Origin of the sequence: Mycobacterium gordonae, from assembly GCF_002101675.1 — a bacterium.
Taxonomy (GTDB): domain Bacteria; phylum Actinomycetota; class Actinomycetes; order Mycobacteriales; family Mycobacteriaceae; genus Mycobacterium; species Mycobacterium gordonae.
Window position 1 is genome coordinate 22172 of record NZ_LQOY01000252.1, and the last position, 25311, is coordinate 47482.

The 25311-nt window shown below is 67.0% G+C and carries 22 protein-coding genes, 1 tRNA gene and 2 pseudogenes; 13 read left to right on the plus strand and 12 right to left on the minus strand.

What is annotated here, in order from left to right:
* Genes AWC08_RS33300 through AWC08_RS33310 form a run of 3 tightly spaced genes read right to left on the minus strand, consistent with a single transcriptional unit; the run spans position 1 to position 4429 of the window.
* Positions 1-1596 carry an acyl-CoA carboxylase subunit beta gene (locus tag AWC08_RS33300; protein ID WP_069434516.1) on the minus strand — a complete coding sequence of 532 codons (1596 nt, stop codon included), beginning with the start codon at positions 1594-1596 and terminating at the stop codon, positions 1-3.
* Entirely contained in the window at positions 1593-2741 is a 1149-nt protein-coding gene (locus AWC08_RS33305; protein ID WP_069434515.1) for an acyl-CoA dehydrogenase family protein, read from the minus strand. The genes AWC08_RS33300 and AWC08_RS33305 overlap by 4 nt, the downstream gene beginning before the upstream one ends.
* Positions 2738-4429, minus strand: coding sequence for an acyclic terpene utilization AtuA family protein (locus AWC08_RS33310; RefSeq protein WP_142283961.1), 1692 nt, complete (start codon positions 4427-4429; stop codon positions 2738-2740). Before AWC08_RS33310 ends, AWC08_RS33305 begins: the two co-directional genes overlap by 4 nt.
* Positions 4430-4696: 267 nt before the next feature.
* On the opposite strand from AWC08_RS33310, the gene rpmF reads away from it, so the two are divergent.
* The 5 genes and pseudogenes from rpmF to AWC08_RS33340 all read left to right on the plus strand — a co-directional run bounded on the left by rpmF (position 4697) and on the right by AWC08_RS33340 (position 9341).
* Complete coding sequence (gene rpmF, locus AWC08_RS33315; RefSeq protein ID WP_055576903.1) at positions 4697-4870, plus strand: 50S ribosomal protein L32; 174 nt, start codon at positions 4697-4699, stop codon at positions 4868-4870.
* A gap of 110 nt (positions 4871-4980) precedes the next feature.
* Positions 4981-5667, plus strand: a complete 687-nt coding sequence (mprA, locus tag AWC08_RS33320) for a two-component system response regulator MprA (protein ID WP_055576902.1) — start codon at positions 4981-4983, stop codon at positions 5665-5667.
* A complete protein-coding gene (locus AWC08_RS33325) occupies positions 5667-7214 on the plus strand; it encodes a sensor histidine kinase (protein ID WP_065132501.1) in 1548 nt (515 codons plus the stop codon). The genes mprA and AWC08_RS33325 overlap by 1 nt, the downstream gene beginning before the upstream one ends.
* A gap of 350 nt (positions 7215-7564) precedes the next feature.
* Positions 7565-8796 (plus strand): annotated as a pseudogene (locus AWC08_RS33335) (S1C family serine protease); the annotation flags it as partial.
* A complete protein-coding gene (locus AWC08_RS33340; RefSeq protein WP_065045409.1) occupies positions 8796-9341 on the plus strand; it encodes a MogA/MoaB family molybdenum cofactor biosynthesis protein in 546 nt (181 codons plus the stop codon). The pseudogene AWC08_RS33335 and the gene AWC08_RS33340, both read left to right, overlap by 1 nt.
* A 7-nt stretch (positions 9342-9348) precedes the next feature.
* On the opposite strand, the gene mscL is transcribed toward AWC08_RS33340, so the two are convergent.
* The 5 genes from mscL to AWC08_RS33365 form a co-directional block, all read right to left on the minus strand.
* The gene (gene mscL, locus AWC08_RS33345; protein WP_065132499.1) at positions 9349-9810 is read right to left on the minus strand and encodes a large-conductance mechanosensitive channel protein MscL; all 462 of its coding nucleotides are present in this window, start codon (positions 9808-9810) and stop codon (positions 9349-9351) included.
* Positions 9811-9877: 67 nt separating this feature from the next.
* Entirely contained in the window at positions 9878-10537 is a 660-nt protein-coding gene (locus tag AWC08_RS33350) for an SAF domain-containing protein (protein ID WP_069434517.1), read from the minus strand.
* Between the two features lie 68 nt (positions 10538-10605).
* Positions 10606-12183 carry a peroxidase family protein gene (locus AWC08_RS33355; RefSeq protein WP_159460046.1) on the minus strand — a complete coding sequence of 526 codons (1578 nt, stop codon included), beginning with the start codon at positions 12181-12183 and terminating at the stop codon, positions 10606-10608.
* Positions 12184-12600: 417 nt separating this feature from the next.
* Positions 12601-12918: an FmdB family zinc ribbon protein gene (locus AWC08_RS33360; RefSeq protein ID WP_069434511.1), complete on the minus strand. Its 318-nt coding sequence runs from the start codon at positions 12916-12918 to the stop codon at positions 12601-12603.
* Between the two features lie 76 nt (positions 12919-12994).
* Positions 12995-13588: a 5-formyltetrahydrofolate cyclo-ligase gene (locus AWC08_RS33365; protein ID WP_065132512.1), complete on the minus strand. Its 594-nt coding sequence runs from the start codon at positions 13586-13588 to the stop codon at positions 12995-12997.
* Positions 13589-13676: 88 nt separating this feature from the next.
* Here AWC08_RS33365 and AWC08_RS33370 point away from each other — a divergent pair, with 88 nt between their 5' ends.
* The 5 genes from AWC08_RS33370 to AWC08_RS33390 all read left to right on the plus strand — a co-directional run bounded on the left by AWC08_RS33370 (position 13677) and on the right by AWC08_RS33390 (position 18005).
* Entirely contained in the window at positions 13677-14588 is a 912-nt protein-coding gene (locus AWC08_RS33370; protein WP_069434510.1) for a UTP--glucose-1-phosphate uridylyltransferase, read from the plus strand.
* A gap of 43 nt (positions 14589-14631) precedes the next feature.
* The gene (glp, locus tag AWC08_RS33375) at positions 14632-15912 is read left to right on the plus strand and encodes a molybdotransferase-like divisome protein Glp (RefSeq protein ID WP_065132495.1); all 1281 of its coding nucleotides are present in this window, start codon (positions 14632-14634) and stop codon (positions 15910-15912) included.
* Between the two features lie 14 nt (positions 15913-15926).
* A complete protein-coding gene (locus AWC08_RS33380) occupies positions 15927-16580 on the plus strand; it encodes a GNAT family N-acetyltransferase (protein ID WP_065132494.1) in 654 nt (217 codons plus the stop codon).
* A gap of 249 nt (positions 16581-16829) precedes the next feature.
* A complete protein-coding gene (sepX, locus tag AWC08_RS33385; protein ID WP_065132493.1) occupies positions 16830-17882 on the plus strand; it encodes a divisome protein SepX/GlpR in 1053 nt (350 codons plus the stop codon).
* Positions 17883-17932: 50 nt separating this feature from the next.
* Positions 17933-18005, plus strand: a tRNA-Ala gene (locus AWC08_RS33390).
* 51 nt (positions 18006-18056) lie between these two features.
* Here AWC08_RS33390 and mddA read toward each other — a convergent pair.
* On the minus strand, positions 18057-18827 hold the full coding sequence (mddA, locus tag AWC08_RS33395; RefSeq protein ID WP_065132511.1) for a methanethiol S-methyltransferase: 771 nt from the start codon (positions 18825-18827) through the stop codon (positions 18057-18059).
* Positions 18824-20038: an NAD(P)/FAD-dependent oxidoreductase gene (locus tag AWC08_RS33400; RefSeq protein ID WP_069434509.1), complete on the minus strand. Its 1215-nt coding sequence runs from the start codon at positions 20036-20038 to the stop codon at positions 18824-18826. Before AWC08_RS33400 ends, mddA begins: the two co-directional genes overlap by 4 nt.
* Before the next feature lie 100 nt (positions 20039-20138).
* Between AWC08_RS33400 and AWC08_RS33405 the strand changes: the two genes are divergently transcribed.
* The gene (locus tag AWC08_RS33405; RefSeq protein WP_085088781.1) at positions 20139-20813 is read left to right on the plus strand and encodes an ArsR/SmtB family transcription factor; all 675 of its coding nucleotides are present in this window, start codon (positions 20139-20141) and stop codon (positions 20811-20813) included.
* Here the strand turns inward: AWC08_RS33405 and AWC08_RS33410 are convergent.
* Positions 20810-21295 carry an SRPBCC family protein gene (locus AWC08_RS33410; protein WP_065132510.1) on the minus strand — a complete coding sequence of 162 codons (486 nt, stop codon included), beginning with the start codon at positions 21293-21295 and terminating at the stop codon, positions 20810-20812. The genes AWC08_RS33405 and AWC08_RS33410 overlap by 4 nt on opposite strands.
* A 455-nt stretch (positions 21296-21750) precedes the next feature.
* On the opposite strand from AWC08_RS33410, the gene AWC08_RS33415 reads away from it, so the two are divergent.
* Together AWC08_RS33415 and AWC08_RS33420 are read left to right on the plus strand one after the other, a co-directional pair.
* The gene (locus AWC08_RS33415; RefSeq protein WP_065132490.1) at positions 21751-22614 is read left to right on the plus strand and encodes a bestrophin family protein; all 864 of its coding nucleotides are present in this window, start codon (positions 21751-21753) and stop codon (positions 22612-22614) included.
* 239 nt (positions 22615-22853) lie between these two features.
* Positions 22854-23693, plus strand: coding sequence for a sulfotransferase family protein (locus AWC08_RS33420; RefSeq protein ID WP_065132489.1), 840 nt, complete (start codon positions 22854-22856; stop codon positions 23691-23693).
* Positions 23694-23752: 59 nt separating this feature from the next.
* Here AWC08_RS33420 and AWC08_RS36080 read toward each other — a convergent pair.
* Positions 23753-25311: pseudogene (locus AWC08_RS36080) on the minus strand (hypothetical protein); the annotation flags it as partial.

Genomic DNA, 25311 nt, shown 5'->3' on the forward strand with positions numbered 1-25311 from the left:
TCACATCCGGAAGACGCCGAAGTTCGACGTCCCCTTGATCGGGCCATTGGCAATGGCGGACAGACACATTCCCAGCACGGTGCGGGTGTCGCGCGGGTCGATCACCCCGTCGTCGTAGAGCATTCCGGACAGCACCAGTGGCAGCGACTCGGCCTCGATCTGGCCTTCGACGGCGGCGCGCATCGCCGCGTCGGCCGCCTCGTCGACCTGCTGGCCGCGGGCTTCCGCGGCTGCCCGGGCCACGATCGACAGCACACCTGAGAGCTGCGCCCCGCCCATGACGGCGGACTTGGCGGTAGGCCAGGCGAACAGGAATCGGGGGTCGTAGGCGCGGCCGCACATGCCGTAGTGGCCCGCGCCGTAGGACGCACCGATCAGCAGCGAGATATGCGGCACCTTCGAATTGGATACGGCGTTGATCATCATCGAGCCGTGCTTGATCATGCCGCCCTCTTCGTAGTCCTTGCCCACCATGTAGCCGGTGGTGTTGTGCAAGAACAACAGTGGCGTGTCCGAGCGATTGGCCAGCTGGATGAACTGGGTGGCCTTCTGCGATTCCTCGCTGAACAGCACCCCGCGCGCGTTGGCCAGGATGCCGATGGGGTATCCGTGCAGTCGCGCCCAGCCGGTCACCAGCGACGAGCCGTACAGCGGTTTGAATTCGTCGAAGTCGGAGCCGTCGACAATGCGGGCGATCACCTCGCGCGGATCGAACGGGATGCGCAGGTCGGCAGGCACGATGCCGATCAGTTCCTCGGTGTCGAACAGCGGCTCGGTGACCGGTTTGGGCGTCGGCCCCTGCTTGACCCAGTTGAGCCGGGCCACGATGCGACGCCCGATGCGGATCGCGTCGAGCTCGTCGTGCGCGAAGTAGTCGGCCAAACCCGAAACGCGGGCGTGCATTTCGGCGCCGCCCAAGGACTCGTCGTCGGATTCTTCGCCGGTGGCCATCTTGACCAGCGGGGGACCGGCCAGGAACACCTTGGAGCGTTCCTTGATCATCACCACGTGGTCGGACATGCCGGGCACATAGGCCCCACCCGCGGTGGAGTTGCCGAATACCAGTGCGACGGTCGGGATTCCGGCGGCCGAGAGTCGGGTCAGGTCGCGGAACATCCGGCCGCCCGGGATGAAGATCTCCTTCTGGGTCGGAAGATCGGCACCACCGGACTCCACCAGTGAGATCACCGGTAGCCGGTTCTCGAAGGCGATCTGGTTGGCCCGCAGGATCTTCTTCAGCGTCCAGGGGTTGCTGGTGCCGCCTTTGACCGTGGGGTCGTTGGCCACGATCATGCACTCGACGCCCTCGACGACGCCGATCCCGGTGACCGTGCTGGCGCCGACCTTGAAGGCGCTGCCCCAGGCCGCCAGCGGGCTCAGCTCCAGGAACGGGGAGTCAGGGTCGACGAGCAACTCGATGCGTTCACGCGCGGTGAGCTTGCCCCGGCCATGGTGACGGTCGACGTACTTGGGCCCGCCGCCTTCGACGGCGTTGGCGAACTCGGCCGCGATCTCGTCGAGCTTGGTGGTCGCCGCCGCGGCCGCGTCGGTGAAGGCGGAGCCGTTGGGGTCGAGGGTGGACCGTAGCGCGCTCACGACTGGTAGCCCAGCAGTTTGGCGGCCAATGCGGTCAGGATCTCGGTGGTTCCGCCACCGATGCCCAGGATGCGCATGTCCCGGTACTGGCGTTCGATCTCGGATTCGGCCATATAGCCCATCCCGCCGAACAATTGGACGCCCTGGTTGGCCACCCACTCCCCGGCCTCGACAGCGGTGTTCTTGGCGAAACACACCTCCGGGATCAGGTTGGTCTCTCCTTCGAGCTGGCGTTCCACCACCCGGCGCGAGTACACCCGCGCGACGTCGATGCGGCGGGCCATCTCGGCCAGCGTGTTCTGCACCGACTGCCGAGAGATCAACGGGCGGCCGAAAGTCTCGCGGTCGCGGCACCACTGTGCAGTGATGTCCAGACAGCGCTGCGCGCTCGAATAGGCCTGGGCGGCAAGGGCAATACGCTCCGAGACAAACGCCTGCGCGATCTGGGCGAAGCCGGTGTTCTCCCCCCCGACCAGGTTTTCGGCCGGCACCCGTACGTCGGTGTAGGACAGCTCGGCGGTGTCGGAGGATCGCCAGCCCATCTTGTCCAGCTTGCGCGACACCTCGAATCCCGGCGTGCCCTTGTCGACCACGATCAGCGAAACACCGCCCGCACCGGGCCCTCCGGTGCGAACCGCGGTGACGACGAAGTCGGCGCGCACCGCGGAGGTGATGTAGGTCTTGGCGCCGTTGATGACGTAGTGGTCGCCGTCTTTCACAGCAGATGTCCGCAGGTGCCCGACGTCCGAGCCGCCGCCGGGTTCGGTGATGGCCAGCGAGCCGATCTTCTCACCGGCCAGCGTGGGCCGCACGTAGGTGTCGATCAGCCGCTGGTCACCCGAGGCGATCATGTGCGGCACGGCGATACCGCAGGTGAACAGCGACGCGAAAACGCCACCGGGAGCTCCCGATTGATGCATCTCCTCGCAGATGATCACCGCGTCGGCCCCGTCTCCGCCGCCACCGCCGACGGACTCGGGGAAGTTCGCGCCCAGCAGGCCCGCCTCGCCGGCGCGCAGGTGCAGATCGCGCGGCAGGTCGCCGGTGCGTTCCCACTCGTCGATGTGGGGCAATACCTCCCGTTCGGCGAACGAGCGCACCGTCTTGCGCAATTGCTCGCGCTCGGGCGTGGTCCAGATGCTCATAACAGACTCTCCGGAATGTCGACGTGACGGCTGCGCAACCACTCGCCCAGCCCCTTTGCCTGCGGATCGAAGCGGGCCTGGTAGGCCACGCCCTGGCCGAGAATGTCCTCGATCACGAAGTTCACCGCCCGGATGTTCGGCAGCACATGCCTGGTGACGGGCAGCTCAGCCGCTTCGGGCAGTAGCTCCTTGAGCAGTTCGACGGTCAGCGTGTTCGCCAGCCAGCGCCACTGGTCCTCGGTGCGCACCCAGACGCCGACATTGGCCGAGCCGCCTTTGTCGCCGCTGCGGGCACCGGCTATCAGGCCCAGCGGTACCCGCCGGGTGGGCTGGGCGGTCAGCGGCTCGGGCAGCTCCGGATCGTCCGCTGCCTCCAGAACCAAAGTATCGGTGGCGCAGGGTATTTCGGTGCGGGTGCCGTCGGGGTGTACGGCGACGTGCGGCACCAGCCCGGCATCCACGTAGCCGGGGGTGTACACGCCGTACACCTGACCATCACCCGGCGGCGCGGTGGAGGTGAAGCCGGGGTAGCTGGCCAGCGCCAATTCCACTGCGGCGGCGGAGAATTTGCGTCCCACGTTGGCCGGGTCCGGGTCACGCACCACGCAACTGAGCAAGGCGCTGGCGCCTTGTTCGGTGTCGGCGTCGGGGTGGTCGGTGCGCGCCAGGGTCCATTCCAGTTCGGCGGGCTTGACGGTCAAGGTGGCTTCGAGCTGGCGCCGCACCAACTCCGCCTTGGCCTCGATATCCAGACCGGTCAGTACGAAGGTCATCGCATTGCGGAAGCCGCCGATGCTATTCAGTGACACCTTGAGCGTCGGGGGTGGCGGTTCGCCGACCACGCCGCTGATCCGCACCCGGTCGGGGCCGTCGGACGACAGCGCGATGCTGTCCATCCGGGCCGTCACATCGGGATTGGCATACCGGGCGCCGGTGATCTCGTAGAGCAACTGTGCGGTGACGGTGTCCACACTCACCAGGCCACCGGTGCCGGAATGCTTGGTGATCACCGACGAGCCGTCGGCATGGACCTCGGCCAGGGGGAAGCCCGGCTGGAAGACGCCCGCCACTGCCGGAATTTCCCGAAAGAAGGCGAAGTTGCCGCCGGTGGCCTGGGTACCGCATTCGATGACGTGCCCGGCGACGACGGCGCCGGCGAGGTGGTCGTAGTCGGTGCGTCCCCAGCCGAAGTGCGCTGCGGCCGACCCGACGATCACCGAGGCGTCGGTCACCCGGCCGGTGACCACGACGTCGGCTCCCGCGTTCAGGCAGTCCGCGATGCCCCATCCGCCGAGATACGCGTTGGCGGTCAGCGGCGTGCCCAGGCCGAGCTCGGCTGCCCGTGGTTGCAGGTCGTCGCCCTCCACATGGGCCACCCGCGCCGGGACGCCCAGACGCTCGGCCAGTGCGCGCACCGCGTCCGCCAGGCCGGCGGGGTTGAGGCCACCGGCGTTGGCGACGATGCGCACCCCGCGCTCGTGCGCCAGACCCAGACACTCCTCGAGCTGAGTCAGGAAGGTCTTGGCGTAACCGCGCTCGGGGTTCTTCATCCGGTCGCGGCCCAGGATCAGCATGGTCAGTTCGGCAAGGTAGTCGCCAGTGAGGTAGTCGACTTCGCCGCCGGTGAGCATCTCGCGCATCGCGGACAGCCGGTCACCGTAGAAACCGGAGCAGTTCGCGATACGCACGGCGCCAGAAGGGGCCTCGGAAAACAATGGGCGCGTCCTCCCTCCATTGGGATGATTCGGCGGCCGCAATGAACCAACCAACCGGTAGGTTAGCGGGTGCGGGCGGCGGCGCGTCAACCGGCTCAGCGCCGGGTTGTTTAAAGGCCATTTTGGTGACCAGCCGGTCCACCCACTACCCTTGAGGTCAACTGTCGTCGTCCGGCCCCAAAAGGCCATGGAGCGCGACACGCCCGACCGCAAGCCCCACACGAGGAGTTAGGCCCGACCATGGCCGTACCTAAGCGCAGAATGTCGCGCTCGAATACCCGCAGCCGGCGTTCGCAGTGGAAGGCCACCGCGACCGGGCTGGTCAACGTGAACGTGGCCGGTCAGAAGCACAAGGTTCCGCGCCGCCTGCTCAAGGCCGCCCGACTGGGTCTGGTCGACCTCGACAAGCGCTGACCTACGGTCCCGATTGACCGGCTCCTCAGCGGAGCGTTCGACGCTCCGCATCGCGTCCGGTCGGCGCGCCTCTCAGGCCGCTCTCAGGCCTCCGTACGAAACTAGGCAGCGTGCGAATACTTGTCGTTGACGACGATCGTGCTGTCCGCGAGTCGCTGCGCAGGTCGCTCTCCTTCAACGGCTACTCGGTGGAGTTGGCCCATGACGGGGTTGAGGCGCTCGAATTGATTGCCAGCGACCGGCCCGACGCGGTGGTGCTGGATGTGATGATGCCGCGCCTGGACGGCCTCGAGGTGTGCCGGCAACTCCGCAGCACCGGCGACGATCTGCCCATTTTGGTGCTCACCGCGCGCGACTCGGTCTCCGAGCGGGTCGCGGGCCTGGACGCGGGGGCCGACGACTACCTACCCAAGCCGTTCGCTCTGGAAGAACTGCTGGCGCGGATGCGGGCGCTGCTGCGTCGCACCAAGCCCGAGGACGCCGCCGAGTCGGTGGCGATGACGTTCTCGGACCTGAGCCTGGACCCCGTCACCCGCGAGGTGATCCGTGGGCAGCGCCGGATCAGCCTCACCCGCACCGAGTTCGCCCTGCTGGAGATGTTGATCGCCAACCCGCGACGGGTGCTGACGCGCAGCCGCATTCTCGAGGAAGTGTGGGGATTCGACTTCCCCACCTCGGGTAACGCGCTGGAAGTGTACGTCGGATATCTGCGCCGCAAGACCGAGGCCGACGGCGAGCCGCGGCTGATCCACACCGTGCGCGGGGTGGGTTACGTGCTACGCGAAACGCCACCCTGATGACCTGGTTCCGCCGCCCCGGCCGGGCCGGCCGCGCACCGCTGCGGGCGACCAGCTCGTTGTCCCTGCGATGGCGGGTGATGCTGCTGGCGATGTCGATGGTGGCGATGGTCGTGGTCCTGATGTCCCTGGCCGTTTACGCGGTGATCTCCGCCGCGCTTTACAGCGACATCGACAACCAGCTGCAGAGCCGGGCGCAATTGTTGATCGCCAGCGGTTCGCTTGCGGCCGATCCGGGCAAGGCGATCGAGGGCACCGCCTATTCCGACGTCAACGCGATGCTCGTGAACCCGGGCAAGTCGATCTACACGGCCAACCAACCGGGGCAGACCCTGCCGGTGGGCTCGCCGGAGAAGGCAGTCATCCGCGGTGAGTTGTTCATGTCCCGGCGCACCGCATCCGACCAGCGCGTGCTGGCGATCCACCTGAACAACGGCAGCTCGCTGCTGATCTCCAAGAGCCTCAAGCCCACCGAGCACGTCATGGGCAAATTGCGCTTCGTGCTGCTGATGGTCGGCGGGGTGGGTGTCGCAATCGCGGCGGTGGCCGGCGGCATGGTGACCCGGGCGGGGTTGCGTCCGGTCGGGCGTCTCACCGAAGCGGCCGAGCGGGTGGCCCGAACCGACGACCTGCGTCCCATCCCGGTGTTCGGCAGCGACGAACTGGCCAGGCTCACCGAGGCGTTCAACCTGATGCTGCGGGCGCTGGCCGAATCGCGGGAACGACAGGCACGGCTGGTCACCGATGCCGGCCACGAATTGCGCACCCCGCTGACGTCGCTGCGCACCAACGTAGAGCTGCTGATGGCCTCGATGGCGCCCGGAGCGCCGCGGCTACCGGAGCAGGAGATGGTCGACCTGCAGGCGGACGTCATCGCCCAGATAGAGGAATTGTCGACGTTGGTGGGCGATCTGGTCGACCTCACCCGCGGGGACGCCGGACACGCGGTGCACGAGCCGGTGGACATGGCCGAGGTCATCGACCGAAGTCTGGAGCGGGTCCGGCGGCGCCGCAACGACATTCACTTCGACGTCGAGGTGATCCCGTGGCAGGTGTACGGCGACTCCGCCGGATTGTCGCGCGCGGCGCTGAACCTGATGGACAACGCCGCCAAATGGAGTCCTCCCGGCGGGCACGTCGGCGTCACGCTGCGTCAACTCGACCCGTCGCATGCCGAACTGGTGGTCTCCGACCGGGGCCCGGGAATCCCTCCGCAGGAACGGCGCCTGGTGTTCGAACGCTTCTACCGCTCGACGTCGGCGCGGGCGATGCCGGGTTCGGGGCTGGGATTGGCGATCGTCAAGCAGGTCGTGCTCAACCACGGTGGGTCGTTGCGTGTGGAGGACACCGAACCGGGCGGCCAGCCGCCGGGAACGTCGATCTACGTGCTGCTGCCGGGGCGTCCCATGCCGGCCCCGACGCACCCGTCGTCCGCTGGAGCCGCGGACCGCGCAGCGGGAACCGACGCGCGGGGAACCACCGTTAGAGATGCGGGAGAGAGCGCAAAATCACGGGGATCCACGAATGTCATCTCAGTCGATTCTTAGTCCGCGCGCGCAAGGTGGTTGACAGATAGTGTGGAAAACCAGCGCCGTGCAAGCAACGCATGGTCGAGTCGGCTTGAAGTAAGCCCCCAAGGTAGAGGAAGAACGTTTTAGCGACATGACGAATCACCCGAGGTATTCGCCACCGCCGCAGCAGCCGGGATACGGTGCCACCCAGAGTCAGCCGGTGCCGCCCGCCTATGCCCAGGGGCAGCAGAGCTATAACCAGCAATTCGACTGGCGGTACCAACCCCAGCAGCAGTACCGGTCCTCCTACGATCCGCTGACTGGCACCGGAGGCGGCCCGATACCTGGTAACACCGGACCCGGTCCCATTCCGGGCAACACCGGTGCGGGCCCCATCCCCGGCGGCACCGGCGCCCGACCAATACCGGGCGGCACCGGCGCCGGTCCGATACCGACCGGTCCAGGTCCGATGCCGCCGATGATGCCACCGATGTCTCCGCCGCCCCGGCGGCGCCGCTCGGCCGGATTGATCTTCGGCGCGCTGGCCATCGCCGTGGTCTCGGCCGGCATCGGCGGTGCGGCCGCCACCATCGTGGAGCTGGGTCACCAGACCGGCACCGGCCACGGCACGACCGCCGCATCGGGCGGGGCCCCGAGTGTCCCGGCGGCCAACATGCCCCCCGGCTCGGTGGAGCAGGTCGCGTCCAAGGTGGTGCCCAGCGTCGTCATGCTCGAGACCGATCTGGGCCGGCAGTCCGAAGAGGGCTCCGGCGTGATCCTCTCGGCGGACGGGCTGATCCTCACCAATAACCACGTCGTCGCGGCGGCCGCCAAGCCTCCGGCGGGAAGTCCTCCGCCGAAGACGACGGTGACTTTCTACGACGGTCGTACCTCGACGTTCACCGTGGTCGGGGCCGATCCGACCAGTGACATCGCCGTGGTCAAGGTGCAGGGCGCCGCCAACCTGACCCCAATCGCAATCGGGTCCTCGGCGGGCCTGAAGGTCGGTCAGCCGGTGGTGGCCATCGGGTCCCCACTGGGTCTGGCGGGCACCGTCACCACCGGCATCGTCAGCGCGCTGAACCGGCCGGTTTCCACGACCGGCGAGGCCGGTAATCAGAACACCGTGCTGGACGCGGTTCAGACCGACGCCGCAATCAACCCCGGTAACTCCGGTGGCGCGCTGGTCAACATGAACTCGCAGCTGGTGGGCATCAACTCCGCCATCGCCACGTTGGGCGCCGATTCCGGGGACGCGCAGAGCGGCTCGATCGGTCTGGGCTTCGCGATCCCCGTCGACCAGGCCAAGCGCATCGCCGACGAGCTGATCAGCACCGGCAAGGCCACCCACGCTTCCCTGGGCGTGCAGGTGACCACCGACAAGGGCGTTCCCGGTGCCAAGGTGATGGAGGTTGTGGGCAATGGTGCGGCGGCCAACGCCGGCGTACCCAAGGGCGTCGTCGTCACCAAGGTCGACGACCGTCCGATCAACAGCGCGGACGCGCTCGTCGCCGCGGTGCGTTCCAAGGCGCCCGGCGACAAGGTGGCGCTGACATACCAGGACCCTGCCGGTGGCAATCGCACGGTGCAGGTCACGCTCGGGAAGGCGGACAGTTGATGAAGGTCGAAGGGCAGCTGTCCGACCTCGGATATACGGTGGCACCCATGGAACAGGGCGCGGAGTTGGTAGTCGGGCGGGCACTGGTCGTCGTGGTCGACGACCGGACGGCGCACGGCGACGAGGACCACAGCGGGCCGCTGGTCACCGAGTTGCTCACCGAAGCCGGATTCGTGGTCGACGGCGTGGTGGCCGTCGAGGCGGACGAGGTCGAGATCCGAAATGCGTTGAACACCGCAGTGATCGGCGGGGTTGACCTAGTGGTGTCGGTCGGCGGCACCGGCGTGACACCCCGCGACGTCACCCCGGAGGCCACCCGCGACATCCTGGACCGGGAGATCCTCGGCATCGCCGAAGCCATCCGCGCCTCGGGTCTGTCCGCGGGCATCACCGACGCCGGTCTGTCACGCGGGCTGGCCGGAGTCTCCGGCAGCACCCTGGTGGTGAACCTGGCGGGCTCCCGTTACGCCGTGCGGGACGGGATGGCGACGCTCAACCCACTGGCCGCGCACATCATCGGCCAGCTCTCTAGCCTCGAGATCTGAGCAAGCCTCAGCTCTCGGCGCGGGGTCCGTACTCCGGCGGTGCGGACAGCGGCACCGCTGCGGGCGAACCACCGTGCCGGCCTGAGGAACTGCCGTTGGTCTGGGCGAGCAGGTCGCGGATTTCGGAGAGCAGCACCACCTGCGCGTCGTCGGCCTGCTCGACCTCTCCCTGCTTGCGCAGCTTGCTGTAGGGGAGCACGACCAGGAAGTACACCACCGCGGCCACCAGGATGAAGTTGATCGCGGCCGACAACACCACGTTGAAGTCGATGTACTGATCGCCGGTGATGTGGATCTTCAGGACGTTGATCTGCGACGCCTGGTTGACGCCGATCGAACTCACCAGCGGCTTGATGATGCTGTCGGTGAAGGCCGTGACCAACGCCGTGAATGCCGTACCAATGACCACCGCGACCGACAGGTCGACGATGTTGCCCCGCGAGAGAAACTCCTTGAACCCCTTGAGCATGAGGATGTCCCTTCCTGGACTCTGACCGAGTTTGCTGCCGGCCAGGTGTCCACCACAGGACAGGTACTCAATGCAGGGTCAAGGTCACCGTCTGACCCAGCGCCGAACCTGCCACCGTGTTCGCCACGTGAGCCGGCAGCGCAACTAAGACTACGCGGTCTGTCTCGCTGGACCGTAGCTTCTCCTTGGCCGACACGAGCACTACGACGGCATCGGTGGCGATCACCTTGCTGACTGCCGATCGCTGGACTTCACCGGCCGGGGCGGCTAGCACGTCCACCACGTCGCCCACTCGCAGCAGGTCGATCAGCGCGTCGTCGGCCAGATGCAACGGCACGATGCGCGCCCCGGGCCCGGCGGTCGATTCTGCCAGCCGGCTGCCCAGCAATCGGACGTCGGTGAGCACTTCGCCCCGACGTGTCGGACTGGCCAGGGTGGCACCGATCACCCGGCCGGGGTCCGTCATCGACCCCTCGGGAACGGTTGTCGCCAAACGCTTTTCCGTTCGCACATCGGAGTCGTTGAGTGCGGCCCCGGAGCCGAGGTCGCGGGCGGCGACCAACACCTCGACGCGGTCGCCCTCGGGGTCGGAGCGCAGCGCCGCGATACCGGCCAAGACCACCAACCCGCCCGCGGCCACCCTGCGGGCCAGTACGGTCCTGGTCCAGTCCGGACGCAACACTGTTGAGATCCGGCTGGCAAGAGTGGGATTGAGCGAGTCGCCCATGCCCACGACCCTAGGGCGTGGCGCCTACCGGCGGTGCCGGTCGACGGCCTTCTTGTGGATAACGCGCGTCAGCCGGAAAAGGCAGCGGCGGTGTCGGGCACGCTATGCAGCGCCGGCCGACGGGTGCTACATGAGTTGGGTGCGGCACTGGTGCGGCCGTGGGTGAACGAGAGCTGCGGCACGGGTGTCCCTGGGCTGCAATTGCGTTCGACGAGCTGCGCGAACGTCTCGGTGCTCTCGATGCTACGCATGCCCACCTCGGAGAAGGCCTGCTCGCCGTAGACGTACTGGGACAGCAGGGGATTGGTGTAGATCTGGGTGAAAGCGTCGGTGCCGACCATGATGCTCATCGTCTCGCCCAGCGGTGACCCGGCGAGCCGGTCTTCGGCCAGCAGGCCGACCAGGAATTCCACATCGTCCACCGAGTCGTACACGGCCTCGAGCGCGGCGCGGATCGCCGGATCGGACGAGATCTCCTCGAACGTCTGAACCCGTCCGAGGCTGTACAGCTCGCGATAGTCGTTGTAGGAGCGCAGGCCCCAGCCGCGGGATTTGTCCATCGCCGCCAGGTCCGCCTCCACCAGAAAGTCGGGCGTGTTGAGCAGGCTGATCAGCCCGGCGCGCTGGGATGAGGCCGCCCCGAGCAGGTTCTCGAGGCCATGCCTCAGCAGCTGTTCGTTGTTGAGCATGTAGTCCGCGGCCGCGATGGCGTGTCCCGACGCGGTCAGCTCGTCGGGCATGAGCCCGTGCCAGCGGTAGAGCAGGTTGAACTCCGCATTGATGCGGTTGGTGCGATACCAGCACTCACGTTCGGCCCAGGTCCGATCGACGATCAAGCGGAAGTTCACGGGCGAAAGGTGGTTGACGTAGTCCTCGACGACGATGCGCAGCAGTTGCACGATGTTGATGTTGCGCGCTGTCTCGAAGAGGCGGTCGTCGTCCCAGTCCGGATAGGCCGTGTGCAGCTGTGCGCACAGCCGATTGTGCTCGCGCAGAAAGATCGTGGTGATGCCGGCGAAGAAGATGGTGATGTTGCCGCGTTCCAGGCCGGTCGCGAAGAGGCGGTCCTTGCGCTGCGGTGTGAGCAACGGATCTTGCGACAGCCGGGCGTCGCGGTAGCCCCAGGTACCGTCGGGGGTCAGGCCGACGTAGGACAGGCCGCGGAATTCAGGCCGCACCTCGCCGTTCTCGAACAGGTAAGGCGGGTACTCCTGGCCGTCGATGCACTGGCTCTTGAGCCGGCCGCCGGATCGCTCGCGCAGGAGTGCGGTGTCGGCGGCGTGGAGGCCGTAGAGCTGGCAGAGGTCGACCTCATGGGTGGAGGTGTTGCAGCGCGGATCCCCGGCGTCCGTCTTCATAAAACCGTCGGTGAACCACTGGGCGAAGAACCCTAGCAGCGCCGAGCTGGTAGGGCAGTAGGCGATTTGCCCCGTCGGGCGCCGAAAGAGCTGCCGCAGCTCGTCGCGGTCGGGAAGCCCGTGAACCCAATCGGTGGTCGCCGGCGGTAACTGCCGCGCGGTGTAGCGGCGATCGACCAGGCCGGTCCAACTGACGTAGTGCGTCAAGGGGGCCGCCGGCTGCGGGCTCCATAACGTGAGTGCCGTGGGCCGCGGCTGCGCGGCGTAGGCGAATAAATTGACAAACACCCGGTTGCATAACAGCCGCAGTGTGCCGGTCGAATTGATCCAATTCCAGAAACGCGGAACACCCGCGATGAAGGGAATCAGAAAATGGCGGTGAATCAATAGCCGACGGTAGACCCAAATGCGGAGGCTTATCACCGGCGCCGGCGGCGCGGCATGACGGCTAGCGTGTTCACGTGCCCAGACCATCGCAGACCTCCCACTCGATTTCGGTCGAATGGTATTGAGCACGAGCGGGAAAGCACCGCCTGTTACACAAACGCGACTCAAGGGTTATAGAAACGTGATATTCCCACTAAAGTTATGTAAATCAGTTGGACAATGCGTTTCCTGCCATTGTCTACGGGCTTCGGATGTCCATTGATTCACAGCAAGGAATGCCCGGCACTTGCACGTGCCTCCGGCGACGTCAGGTACAGATCAGCTGGACGCGGTCGCGGTAGCCGCCGCCGAGTTGCTTGACGACTTGTCCGAACTGGACGTCGTCTTGCTCTCGCTCGAACCAGAGCTCGGTTTGGAGTCGCTGGACTCGCCGCTCGAACCGTTCGATTTCTTCCCGGCCTCACGGCTGTCGGTGCGGTAGAAGCCGCTGCCCTTGAACACGACTCCGACCGAGTTGAACAGCTTTCGCAGGCGACCCGAGCACTTCTCACAGGTGGTCAGCGCGTCGTCGGTGAACGCCTGCACCTTGTCGAACCGGTCTCCGCATTCGGTGCACACGTAGCTGTACGTCGGCACAAAAAACCTCCGGATGATGTGAAGTCTGACTTAGCACTCTACCGTCTCAAGTGCTAGAACCGCCACGTGCCGGTGATCATTCCCGGACGGGCAGCGCAATCAGGCCGCGTCCTGGGGTGAGGGCGTGCGTCACCGGCACGTCATGCGGCTCGGAGGGCAACTCGTCGACCAATTCGGTGTCTCGCACGACCGCCACGAGCCGCGACCCCGGGTCCCGGAACCCCAGCGAACGGTCATAGAAGCCGCCGCCTCGCCCGAGCCGCACGCCCCGGCGGTCGACCGCCAGCGCCGGCAGCAGCACCAGCTCTGCCTCGGCCAGGGCGGATTCCGGTAACCAGGGTTCGGGCGGTTCCTGCAGCCCCCACAGCCCTGTCACGAGTTCACCGGGGCAGTACTCGCCCCACCGCAACGCCACCGGCTCCTCGTCGGGGGTGGTGTGCGCCACCGGTAGCAGGACTCGGTCCGCGACCCGCAGCAACTCATCGAGCAGGTCGACGGTGCCCGGTTCGGTAGCCAGCGGCGCATACGCGCACACCGTGCTACCAGGGACTACCACCACTTGGAGGTGGTTGCGCAGCATCCGCGCTTCGGTGCGGTGCTCTTCGTCGGTCACCAGCCGCCGCGCCGCCCTGATCTGGCGCCGCCAGGCCCACTTGCTCGCGGTAGCCATGGCTTCAACCATGTCAGACCACCGGCGACCCGCGCGTTCTCCCCGCCAAGAGGTTTGTGTGCGGCGGATAAGGCTATGGTGAGAACCGATGTCACGAGCAGAAATCCCGATCCCGTTCACGGCGATAGTCCCCGCCGCCGGCTTGGGGACCCGTTTTCTTCCCGCGACCAAGACCGTGCCCAAGGAGTTGCTGCCCGTCGTCGACACCCCGGGGATTGAACTGGTGGCCGCCGAGGCCGCCGACGCCGGCGCCGAGCGGCTGGTGATCATCACCTCCGAGGGCAAGGACGGCGTCGTCGCGCACTTCGTCGAGGACCTGGTGCTGGAAGGCACCCTAGAGGCCCGCGGCAAGAAGGCCATGCTGGCCAAGGTCCGTCGCGCCCCGGCGCTGATCAAGGTCGAGTCTGTGGTGCAGGCCGAACCGCTCGGGTTGGGCCACGCGATCAGCTGCGTGGAGCCCACCCTGGCGGCTGATGAGGACGCGGTCATGGTGCTGCTCCCCGACGACCTGGTGCTGCCCACCGGCGTGCTGGAGACGATGGCGCAGGTGCGGGCCGAGCACGGCGGGACGGTGCTGTGCGCCATCGAGGTGACGCCCGAAGAGATCAGCGCCTACGGCGTTTTCGATGTTGAACCGATTCCCGGCGGCGACAACCGGGACGTGCTGCGCGTCAAGGGCATGGTCGAAAAACCCAGGGCGCAGGACGCGCCGTCGCTGTTCGCGGCGGCCGGACGCTACGTGCTGGACCGCGCGATTTTCGACGCCCTGCACCGGATCGAACGCGGCGCCGGGGGAGAAGTGCAGCTCACCGATGCCATCGCGCTGTTGATCTCCGAGGGCCACCCGGTCCACGTGGTAGTCCATCGCGGATCCCGACACGACTTGGGAAATCCCGGCGGGTACCTCAAGGCTGCGGTTGACTTTGCATTGGATCGTGACGACTACGGCCCGGAACTTCGGCGGTGGTTGGTGGCGCGATTGGGCCTGACCGAACAGTAGCCGGCGGCTCAGTTCGCCTGGCTGGACGGCAGGAAGGCGCACTGTGCGTTCTGTGGAGGAGCAACAGGCACGGATATCGGCAGCAGCGGTCGCACCTAGGCCGATCAAGGTTGCGATCGCCGAAGCCCAGGGGCTGTTGTGCGCCGAAGAGGTAGTGACCGAACGCCCGCTTCCCGGATTCGACCAGGCCGCCATCGACGGTTACGCGGTGCGCAGCGTCGACGTCCTCGGAGTCGGTGATTCCGGACCGTTGGAGGCGGTAGGCGATGACGGTGTCGCCGCGCCCCGCGAGGCGGTGACCCTGCCGGTGATGGGGACCATCGAGGCGGGTGCGCGGACCCCCAGCCGGCTGCAGCCCCGCCAGGCCGCCCGGGTGCAGACCGGGGCGCCGCTGCCGACCCTGGCCGATGCCGTCCTGCCGCTGCGCTGGACCGACGGCGGCACCAATCGCGTCCGAATTCTGCGGGGCGCGCCCTCGGGCGCCTATGTGCGGCGCGCTGGTGACGACGTGCAGCCCGGGGATGTTGCGGTACGTGCCGGCACCATCATCGGTGCAGCCCAGGTGGGGCTGTTGGCGGCGGTCGGCCGCGAACGTGTGCTCGTTCATCCACGCCCGCGGGTGTCGGTGATGGCAGTCGGGGGGGAGCTGGTCGACATCTCCCGCAGCCCGGGCAACGGGCAGGTTTATGACGTCAACTCCTACGCCCTGGCGGCGGCGGCGCGCGATGCCGGAGCGGAGGTCAATCGCGTCGGGATCGTCAGCAACAACCCGAAGGAACTCGGCGAGGTCGTCGAGGGCCAGCTCAACCGGGCCGAGGTGCTGGTGATCGCCGGTGGGGTGGGCGGTGCGGCGGCAGAGGCGGTCCGTGTGGTGCTGTCCGAACTCGGTGACATGGAGGTCGTGCGGGTGGCCATGCACCCGGGTTCGGTGCAGGGCTTCGGGCAGCTCGGCCGCGACGGCGTGCCGACGTTTCTGTTGCCGGCCAACCCGGTCAGCGCGCTGGTGGTCTTCGAGGTGATGGTGCGGCCGCTGATCCGGCTGTCCCTGGGCAAGCGGCATCCGATGCGCCGCATCGTGCAGGCCCGCACCCTGTCGCCGATCACGTCGGTGGCAGGCCGCAAAGGCTTCCTGCGCGGGCAGTTGATGCGCGATCAGGAGAGCGGTGAGTATCTGGTGCAGGCGTTGGGCGGAGCGCCGGGAGCGTCGTCGCATCTGCTGGCCACGCTGGCCGAGGCGAACTGTCTGGTCGTGGTGCCCAGCGGGGCCGAGCAGATACGCACCGGAGAAATCGTCGACGTCGCCTTCCTGGCTCAGCACGGCTGATTGCCGCCGGGCCCGTGAACCTGTTGCGATCCAATTCCCGCCATCCTGGCTGGCCGATGAGCATGGGCCCGCTGCGGGTGGCCGCCGGGGTGATCCGGTTGCGGCCGGTGCGCATGCGCGACGGCGCGCAGTGGAGCCGGATCCGGCTGGCCGACCGCGCCAAGTTGGAGCCGTGGGAGCCCAGTACCGACGGTGAGTGGTCGGTGCGTCACTCCGTGGCCGCGTGGCCGGCGGTGTGTTCCGGGCTGCGCGCCGAGGCGCGCAAGGGGCGGATGCTGCCCTATGCGATTGAACTCGACGGGCAGTTCTGCGGGCAGCTGACCATCGGCAACGTCACCCACGGGGCGCTGCGGTCGGCGTGGATCGGCTACTGGGTGTCCAGCGAGCACACCGGCGGCGGGGTGGCCACCGGAGCCGTGGCGCTGGGGCTCGACCACTGCTTCGGGCCGGTGATGCTGCACCGGGTGGAGGCCACCGTGCGTCCGGAGAACGCCGCCAGTCGGGCCGTGCTGGCCAAAGCCGGCTTCCGCGAAGAGGGCCTCCTGCGGCGGTATCTGGAAGTCGACCGTGGCTGGCGGGACCACTTATTGGTGGCGGTGACCGTCGAAGAGGTCTACGGGTCGGTGGCGTCGACGCTGGTGCGCGCCGGCCGGGCCAGCTGGGTCTGATTCTTTCCGTCGAGGTTGCCGTCAGGGCTGTGGTTGGGCGCTGATCGCGACCGTGACGCCGATCTCGAGGGCCACACACGCGGGATCCTCCCCCAACCGAAATAAAATTGTGGCTGGCGTGACATATGTGGCGTGTGATGCTTGAAAGAGGCAAATTACAGGTGTGTAATTGCCCTGGTCGCAGTGACCCGGCCACGCAGGCCAACGATTAGGCCTCGCGGGGATCGCAACCGAAGAGAGCAGGTCATCATGCCAAGCATCCCGCAATCGTTGTTGTGGATTTCGCTTGTGGTGCTGTGGTTGTTCGTGCTGGTGCCGATGTTGATCAGCAAGCGCGACGCGGTTCGGCGCACCAGCGACGTGGCCCTGGCGACCAGGGTGCTCAACGGCGGTGCCGGCGCCCGCCTGCTCAAGCGCACCGGTCCGGCGGCAGGTCATCGCAGCGACCCCGACTGGAAGCCGGAGGAGGACTGGGACACCGAGCCGATCGACGGCGCCTTCGCCGACGCTGACAAGGACCACGCGGCTGACGACGCCGACACCGACGAGCTGATGCGCCCGCGGTCGGTCGTGACGGCGATGGCGCGTGCTGACCAGGTTGCTGAGCCTGCCGAAGACGACTATCTCGATGTGGACGTGATCGACGAGGACGCGCCCGCGCTGCCGGTGGGTGCCAGCGAGGCACAGTCTCAGGGGCCGGCGCTGCTCGCGGTCGAGCCCGAACCCGTCGACGAGCACGACGACTCGCACGACGACCTCGCTGACGACGAGTATGAATACGTCGAAGACTCCTCCGGGTTGGAGCCCGAGGAAGACGACGACGAGATGGACGACGCGCCGCCGGCATACCCGGTCGGCGTCAACCGGCGACGCCGGTTCGACAACAAGACCGCCGCGGCGGTCAGCGCCCGCAAGTACGCGTTCCGCAAGCGGGTGCTGGTGGCGATGGCGGTAGTGCTGGTGGGTTCGGCAATCGCCGCCTTCGAGGTGACGCCGACGGCGTGGTGGCTGTGCGCTGTCGCGACCACGGTCACCCTGATGTACCTGTTCTACCTGCGGCGGCAGACCAAGATCGAGGAGAAGGTGCGCCGGCGCCGGATGCAGCGGATGGCGCGCAGCCGGTTGGGTGTGGAGAACACCGCCGACCGGGAATACGACCTGGTTCCGTCACGGCTGCGGCGCCCTGGCGCGGTGGTATTGGAGATCGACGACGAGGACCCGATCTTCGAGCACCTGGACTACGCGGTGCCGATGCGCAACTACGGCTGGCCTCGCGACCTGCCGCGTGCCGTCGGGCAGTAGTGAGCGGTTCGTTGCATCGCGGTCGCGGCTGGTAGCCTGCTTAGCGATCAGGGGCTATGGCGCAGTTGGTAGCGCGACTCGTTCGCATCGAGTAGGTCAGGGGTTCGAATCCCCTTAGCTCCACAGTCAGAAATTCCCAGCCGGGAGTTGCGAGGCCCGGCTTTCGGCCAGGAACTAGGCGGGTCGCGGCCTTGTCGTCGGAGCCGCTGAATCCTTACCGGTGGGCAGGCCCGGGATGAGCATCGGCACGTGGCGGCGGTATTCGCGATATTGGTCGCCAAGCTCTGCGGCGAGGTCGTGTTCTTCGAACTGCAGCGCGACCAAAATGTAGGACGTGGTCGCACCCGCGAAGAGCAGGTGGCCTGCCGTCATGGTCGGGGTTGCCCAGAAGGCGACGAGAAAGCCGAGCATGATCGGGTGACGCACTACTCGATAAAGCAACGGCGTGCGAAAGTCGACGCCCGTATAGCTGGCTCCGCGCTCCGCCAGGTAAACCTGCCGTAGCCCGAACAGATCCAGGTGATTGATCATGAACGTCGACGCCAGAACTGTTGCCCAGCCCAGCGCGAACAGGGTCCACAGTCCTGCCCGGCCGGGCGGCCACGCGACGTTCCAAAAAACTGTGGGCATCGTCCGCCACTGCCAGAACAAGAGGAACAGCGCCAGGCTCGACAGGAGGACGTAGGTACTGCGCTCAATTGCTTTCGGCACCAACCGCGTCCACCGGCGTTTGAACGCCGGTCGCGCCATCACACTGTGTTGCACCGCGAACAGACCGAGCAGCAAGACGTTGACGACGATGGCTTCCGTGAGGGAGGCGGCGATGCCGTGGTCGATGCTATGCGGGACAACGAAATTGCCGACGAAGCCGATGGCGTACAGGAATGCCGCCAGGAAGACGAGATAACATATCGCGCCGTAGGCGATGGTGAGTAGCCGCTTCATGAGATCCTCCGGTTCCACGACGTTTCCGCAGATGCTTCGCCAATGTTCCAGCGCGCCAACCAGTCTCGCTCCTCTTGCGCCTTCTCGGCGTGATATCCCGGAGACGGGTCGCGCAGTGCCACCCGAGGAACGGGCGTCGCGAAGAAGTCTCCTTCACCCTTGGCGGCCAGACCGCCGCCAATCTCGACGTAGCACACGCCTTCGCCGGTGAAGCGGGTGTCAGGTGCGTCGTAACCCAGGTGACGGGCCACCTGGTGCGCAGCCACCTCGGCTTCGGCTTGGGCAAAGATCGCGGCCTTCGGCAGGGGCTTGCCGTTGGGCAGCATCAGCGCGGTGACATCACCGATCGCCCATACCCCCGGCGCGCTGGTGGCGAGGGTATGCGGATCGACGGGAATCCAGCCGTTGGGAGCGATTCCGGTGGAGATCAACGTTGCTGCCTCGGACCGGTGCGGCGGAATAACCACGAGACGATCGAACGCTTCAGTGGTGCCGTCGGCGAATTCCACGGTGCGGGTATTCGCGTCGATGTGAGTCGCGGACTTACCGCCTTGGAAACCGATACCTTTCGCTTCCATCATCGACACCAGGCTCTTGCCGACTTCTGGACCTGCGACCGGCATCGGAAGTGTGTCCGGCGTGAATGTGTCAACGCGCACCGCGCCGCCGGAGTGTCTGGCGCCGAGTTGATCGGCAATGAGGAATGCCGCCTCGAACGGGGCGGCCGGGCATTTGAACGGCACACCAAGCACGAGCACCATCAATCGTCCCGACTTCAGCGCTCCGATCCTGCGGTGCAGATCCGCGGCACCCTCGAGGGTGTAGAACTGGCTCGCGACGCCAGCTTCGAGCGCTTCGGCCAAGCCGGCAACGGCCGCGACGTCGAGTGCGGCGCCCAGGGCAATCACTAGTGCGTCGTAGCGGATCGGGTCCCCGTCCCGGCAGCGCACGGTCTGCTCAGCCTCGTCGATCCAATCGACTTCCGCGGTGACCATCTGCACGCCGGGAAGGGCTGCGGCGGAGGGCTTTACCCGCACCTGCTCGGGGGTGCGCCACCCACGCATCACCCACAGCAGCGACAAGCCCAGATTGCCGCTGAAGGTGCGGTCGATTAGCAGGATTCGATCTTGGGCGGGAAGCGCCTTGCGAAGTTCGGCGGCCGTGGCCAGACCTCCCACACCGGCGCCTAGGACGACAACTGTCTTGCTCACGAATCTTCACCTCTCCGGGGGTAGGCCGACGTCGATGACCCGGTGCGGCCTTCGTCTGTGCTAATATTTATACAATATTCCAAAGATCATTGGAGAAGCAATGGGCAATCCACCCGGCGGCAAGGCGGCGCTCTTCGAGGAGATCGCCCGGGTCGGTAAGGCGCTGGGCAACGGACGTCGGCTACAGATCCTGGATCTTCTTGCTCAGGGGGAGCGCACCGTGGAATCGATCGCTACCGCATCGGGCATGAATCTCACCACCGCCTCGGCAAATTTGCAGGCACTCAAGGCCGGCGGCTTGGTCGAAGCTCGCCGCGATGGAACCCGCCAGTACTACCGGCTGGCCGGAAACGATGTGGCAAAGCTGTTTTCACTCGTCCAGACGGTGGCCGAGGCCCACCTGGCAGATGTGGCCGTCGCGGCCGCCGCGGCGCTTGGCTCACCCGAAGATGCGATCACCCGCGAGGAACTGGTCCACCGACTCGAGGCCGGCGACGTCACGCTGATCGATGTGCGGCCACGCGAAGAATATGTGGCTGGACACATCCCCGGCGCGATCAACATGCCGCTCACGGAGCTTGCGGACCGACTTGCCGAACTACCCGCCGATCGCGAGATAGTTGCCTACTGTCGCGGTGCCTACTGCGTCATGGCGCCCGAGGCGACCCGCGTCGTGAAGACCTCTGGACGCCGGGTCAAACGCCTCGGTGACGGCATGCTCGAGTGGCGGCTCGCCGGACTCCCGGTCGAGGAACCTCGCGCGACGGCCAGCTAGTCAATGTGGTTTGCGCCCTGACCACGTTCGGCAGTGGTCTTCAGGCGGTTCAATGTTTGTTCGATCCCGCGACGGAGTTGCTTGTCACGAGGGACGGGTAATTCGGCGATCCGGTTCACCAGCGGGCACCACAAGAACTGGTAAGACTCGACCACCTCCGTGCTGTCGGCGCTGATTGGACGAAAGCGGTAGCGCCACAGCGTTTCCTCACGGCCGGTCTTGTGCAGCACGGTGAACGCCAACTCCTGTCCGGGCTCGGCTGCGGTGATCTCCGCATCGGTGTGCCACCGGACTTTGCCAAGTCGATTGTGGCCGCGGAACTTTGCGCCGGGCACGGCCGCGTCGGCACCATCGAGCCATTCGCAGCGGTAACATTCCGGGCTCCACTCGCCCATACGGGGGATATCGCTGATCAGGTTGTAGATCGTCCGCGGGGCCGCGTTGATGGTGATTCGGGCCTCACCCGTGGTAGCTGTTGGCAAGACAATCTCCTTCCTCACGCCTGGGCAGCCAATCCGTCTGCACCTGCTTCGGACAAGTCGCCGAGGGCATCTGCCTCTCCGGTCCCGCCACCTCTGGGCCGTCTCCGTGGTCCGAGTCGACACATTCGTCGCGTGCAGGGCGCAAACTGCACCATGGCAAGAATCCGTTTCAGCCTCTCAGGCGACACGGTACGCGGATGTCCGAGGGGACAGCTGTTGTTACCGTCGTGCACGCTTGTGTTGGCCCGCGACCGATTTGCCCGAGGACGTGCGGCGCGCCGTGCCCGTTGGGATTGTGTAGCGTTCTTTGATGCTGGCGCGGGCTTCAATTGTCCGGCGGCGGTGCAGCAGGGGCATAATTCGCAGTTCGAATCGTGCCATAGCCGTCGCCACGAAGCCCTCACTGAGAACCCGCGCCTGCTGAGACCGTTTGTCCCAACTACGCGAAATACGAGATGATTCAATACGACTCGCATAAATGGCTGGACCACTTCTTTGACATCCGCGGCTCGCTGGTCCGGGAGATCATCGGTCGAGTCTCCCTATGCGTCGCTTGGTCGGCGGCGGTTGTCGCGTTTCACAATTACGTCGCGCCGGTCGGCATGCCCATTCAGCTGCACACCCTGATGGGCCTCGCCCTTGGTCTCCTTCTGGTTTTCCGCACCAGCTCCAGCTATGAGCGCTTCTGGGAGGGGCGCAAGTTATGGGGAGGGATCGTGAACGAAACACGGAACCTCGTCCGAAGCGCCAGCACATACATCACGGGGGATCCGGCGCTGGTCGCCCGACTCACCCGATGGACAGCCGCCTTTGCCTGGGCTGCCATGCACCGCCTGCGCGGTACCAAAGGCCTTGGGCCACAAATCACCGAGCTGCCGCCCGCCGAGGCGCAGGAGGCGATCGACGCCCAGCACCCCGCACTCGCTGTCGCCGGCAACATGTCCGATTGCCTCCGGGAGGCGCACGAGCGGGGCTTGATCTCTGACATCATGCTCACGTCGATGGACCAGAACATTCAGCTCCTGGTCGACTACCTCGGCGGCTGCGAACGAATCCAGAAAACGCCGATGCCGTTCGCTTACGCCGTTCACCTGCGGCGCGCGCTTGTCTTGTATTGCTTCACTCTCCCCTTCGCCATGGTCGAGACCTTCGGCTGGACGACCGTTATCGACGTCCTAATCATCGCTTACACGTTCTTCGGCATCGAGGAAATCGGCGTCGAGATTGAAAGCCCCTTCGGGTATGACGCGAATGACCTCCCCCTTGAGGACATCTGCGAAACGATCCACAAGAACGTCTACGCCCAGGCGGGCATTTAGCAGCTGACTCGCTGAGTACTTTCTTACTGCGCGTGGCGAGCTTGTTCCCGGGGGCGAAGCGGTCGGACGCGTCCGCGGCGGTGGGGGCCGCGACGGACAATCGTCCCCACTCAGTGATCCAAAGCCCGATCGTGATGAGCTCATGGCGAGCGTCCGCGTTGATCCGAGATGAGCCGATAAAGGAATTTGCGATCGGTTAATATGACGGCGTTATGGGGTAGGCGTCCGCCGGGCATTTCATGGTGCGGAAGTTAGGTCAGGGGTATTCCGTGAAAGCCATTCATTTCATCTCGGGTCTGCCGCGTTCGGGTTCGACGTTGCTGGCCGCGTTGCTGCGACAGAACCCGCGCTTCCAGGCGGGGATGTCCGGACCGCTGGCCGGCCTGTTCGGCGCCCTGCTCGACGAAATGAGTGGGCGCAACGAGTTTTCAGTGTTTATCGACGACGCCAAGCGCGAGCGCATCCTGCGGGGGTTGTTCGACGATTTCTACGCGGACTCCACGGCCCAGGTGATCTTTGATACCAACCGCGGCTGGTGTGCGTGGATGCCCGCGCTTGCCCGGCTGTTTCCCGAGGCGAAGGTGATTGCGTGCGTGCGCGAACTGCAGTGGGTGGTGGACAGCATCGAGCGGTTGATTCAACGCAACGTCTTCAGTCCGTCGTCGATCTTCAACTACAGCGCCGGCGGCACGGTCTACAGCCGCGCTCAACAAGTGGTGGCGCCGGATGGCATGGTCGGGGGTCCTTACGATGCCCTCAAGCAGGCCTGCTACGGCGCGCAACGGGATCGACTCCTGTTGCTGCAGTACGAAACTCTGAGCACCGACCCGGCCAAGGCGATGCAGGCCGTCTACTCGTTTATCGGTGAGCCGGTGTTCGACCACGACTTCAGCCACGTCGAGTACGACGTCACCGAGTTCGACGAGCGGGCGGGCACGCCCGGCCTGCACACCGTGCGCTCAACGGTCAAGGCCGAACCGCGCGACACGCTGCTCCCGCCGGACCTGTTCGACCGCTTCATCCACGACGCCTTCTGGCGCGACCCGGAGGGGATTCCCGCCGGGCTGATGATCGTGTGAGGTTGATTCTCTCTTCGACAGCGAACAGCCGCGCCCGGCCTTTCGATCAGCGGCGACTGTCACGGCACATTCGCGCCGGGCGTACCGATAATGACGGCTCCCGCCGCTGAGGGGGGAGCTGTGAGGTCGGCGGCTCCACCGGCGCCGCCAGTGCTACCTAGGCCGGTGCCGCTACCGCCATTGCCGCCGGTGCCGGTGCTGGTGTCGATGATGCCGCCGATGTTTGCGGTGAAGGTGGACGCCCCGCCGGCGCCGCCGCGGCCGTCGGTGATGCCCGCACCGCCGTTCCCGCCGCTGGTGGCGCTGTTGCTGACGGTGCCGCTATTGATGGCGTTGATTCGGCCGATGTTTCCGTCACCGCCCCAGCCGCCGCTGGTGCCCGCCCCGCCCACCCCGCCGGTCACGGAGCCAGTGGCGACGGAGCTGCCCGCCCCGGTAGCGAAGAGGGTGGCGCCGCCTCCCACGCCGCCGCGGCCACCGATTCCCGCGCCTCCGGCGCCGCCGGATGCTGTGCCGCCAGTGAGGGTGCCGCCGTAATAACCTCTGATGGAGGCGTACCTTCCGTAGCCGCCCGTGCCGCCGGTGGAGCCCGCGCCCCCGGCGCCGCCGATGGAGACGCCGCTGGCGGAGCTACCCGCGCCCCTAGCGACGACGTAGCCGCCGCCGGCACCGCCGCCGCGGCCGTTGGTGGTGCCCGCACCTCCGAGGCCGCCCGTGGCCGTGCCAGTGGCGGTGCCGCCGTTATAAGCGCCGACCCGGGCGCTGCCTCCGTAGCCGCCGCGGCCGCCGTTGGTGCCCGTGCCCCCGACGCCTCCGAGGGCGGTGCCGCTGGCGGAGCTGCCTGGATCTCTAGCAAAGAGGTAGCCGGCGCCGCCGGCACCGCCGTTGCCACCGTTGGTGCCCGCACCCCCGACGCCGCCGGTGGCCGTGCCAGTGATCGTGCCGCCGCCGTTGGCGCTGAGGGTGGCGTTACCGCCGCGGCCGCCGGTCGCGGAGGTGGTTCCGCCGACCCCGCCGTCGCCGCCGGTGGCGGTGCCGTTCACGGCGCTGCCGGCTCCGCTGGCGATGAGACTGGCGTTGCCTCCGGCTCCGCCGACGCCGCCCGGCGCCACGGTGGTACCGGCGCCGCCGACGCCGCCGACACCGCCGGTGGCGCCACCGACGGCCGTGCCACCGCCGGTGGTCAGCACCCTGGCGGCCCCGCCGCCACCACCACCGCCACCGCCGTAACCCGGCCCGCCGCTGGTGGCTGCGGCACCAGCGCCTCCGGCCCCGCCGGCGCCAGCGGTCGCACCCGTTCCGTCAGCCGCGCCGCTGCCGCCGTGACCGCCGTCCCCGCCGGCACCGTCGGTGCCACCGACGCCGCCGGAAAGGCCGCCCCTGCCGCCGGTGCCGCCAGACCCACCCCCGCTCGTCGAGGTGCCGACGCCGCCCAGCCCGCCGGTGCCGCCACCGCCACCGTCACCAGCGCCGCCTGTGGCACCAACAGAGCCGAAGAATCCGCCGGAGCCGCCGGCCCCGCCGACGCCACCGGTGCCGCCGTCGCCGCCTAAACCGCCGGTACCGGCATTGGCCAACTGCGTGCCCGCGGCGCCCTGTGCCCCCGTCCCGTTCGCGC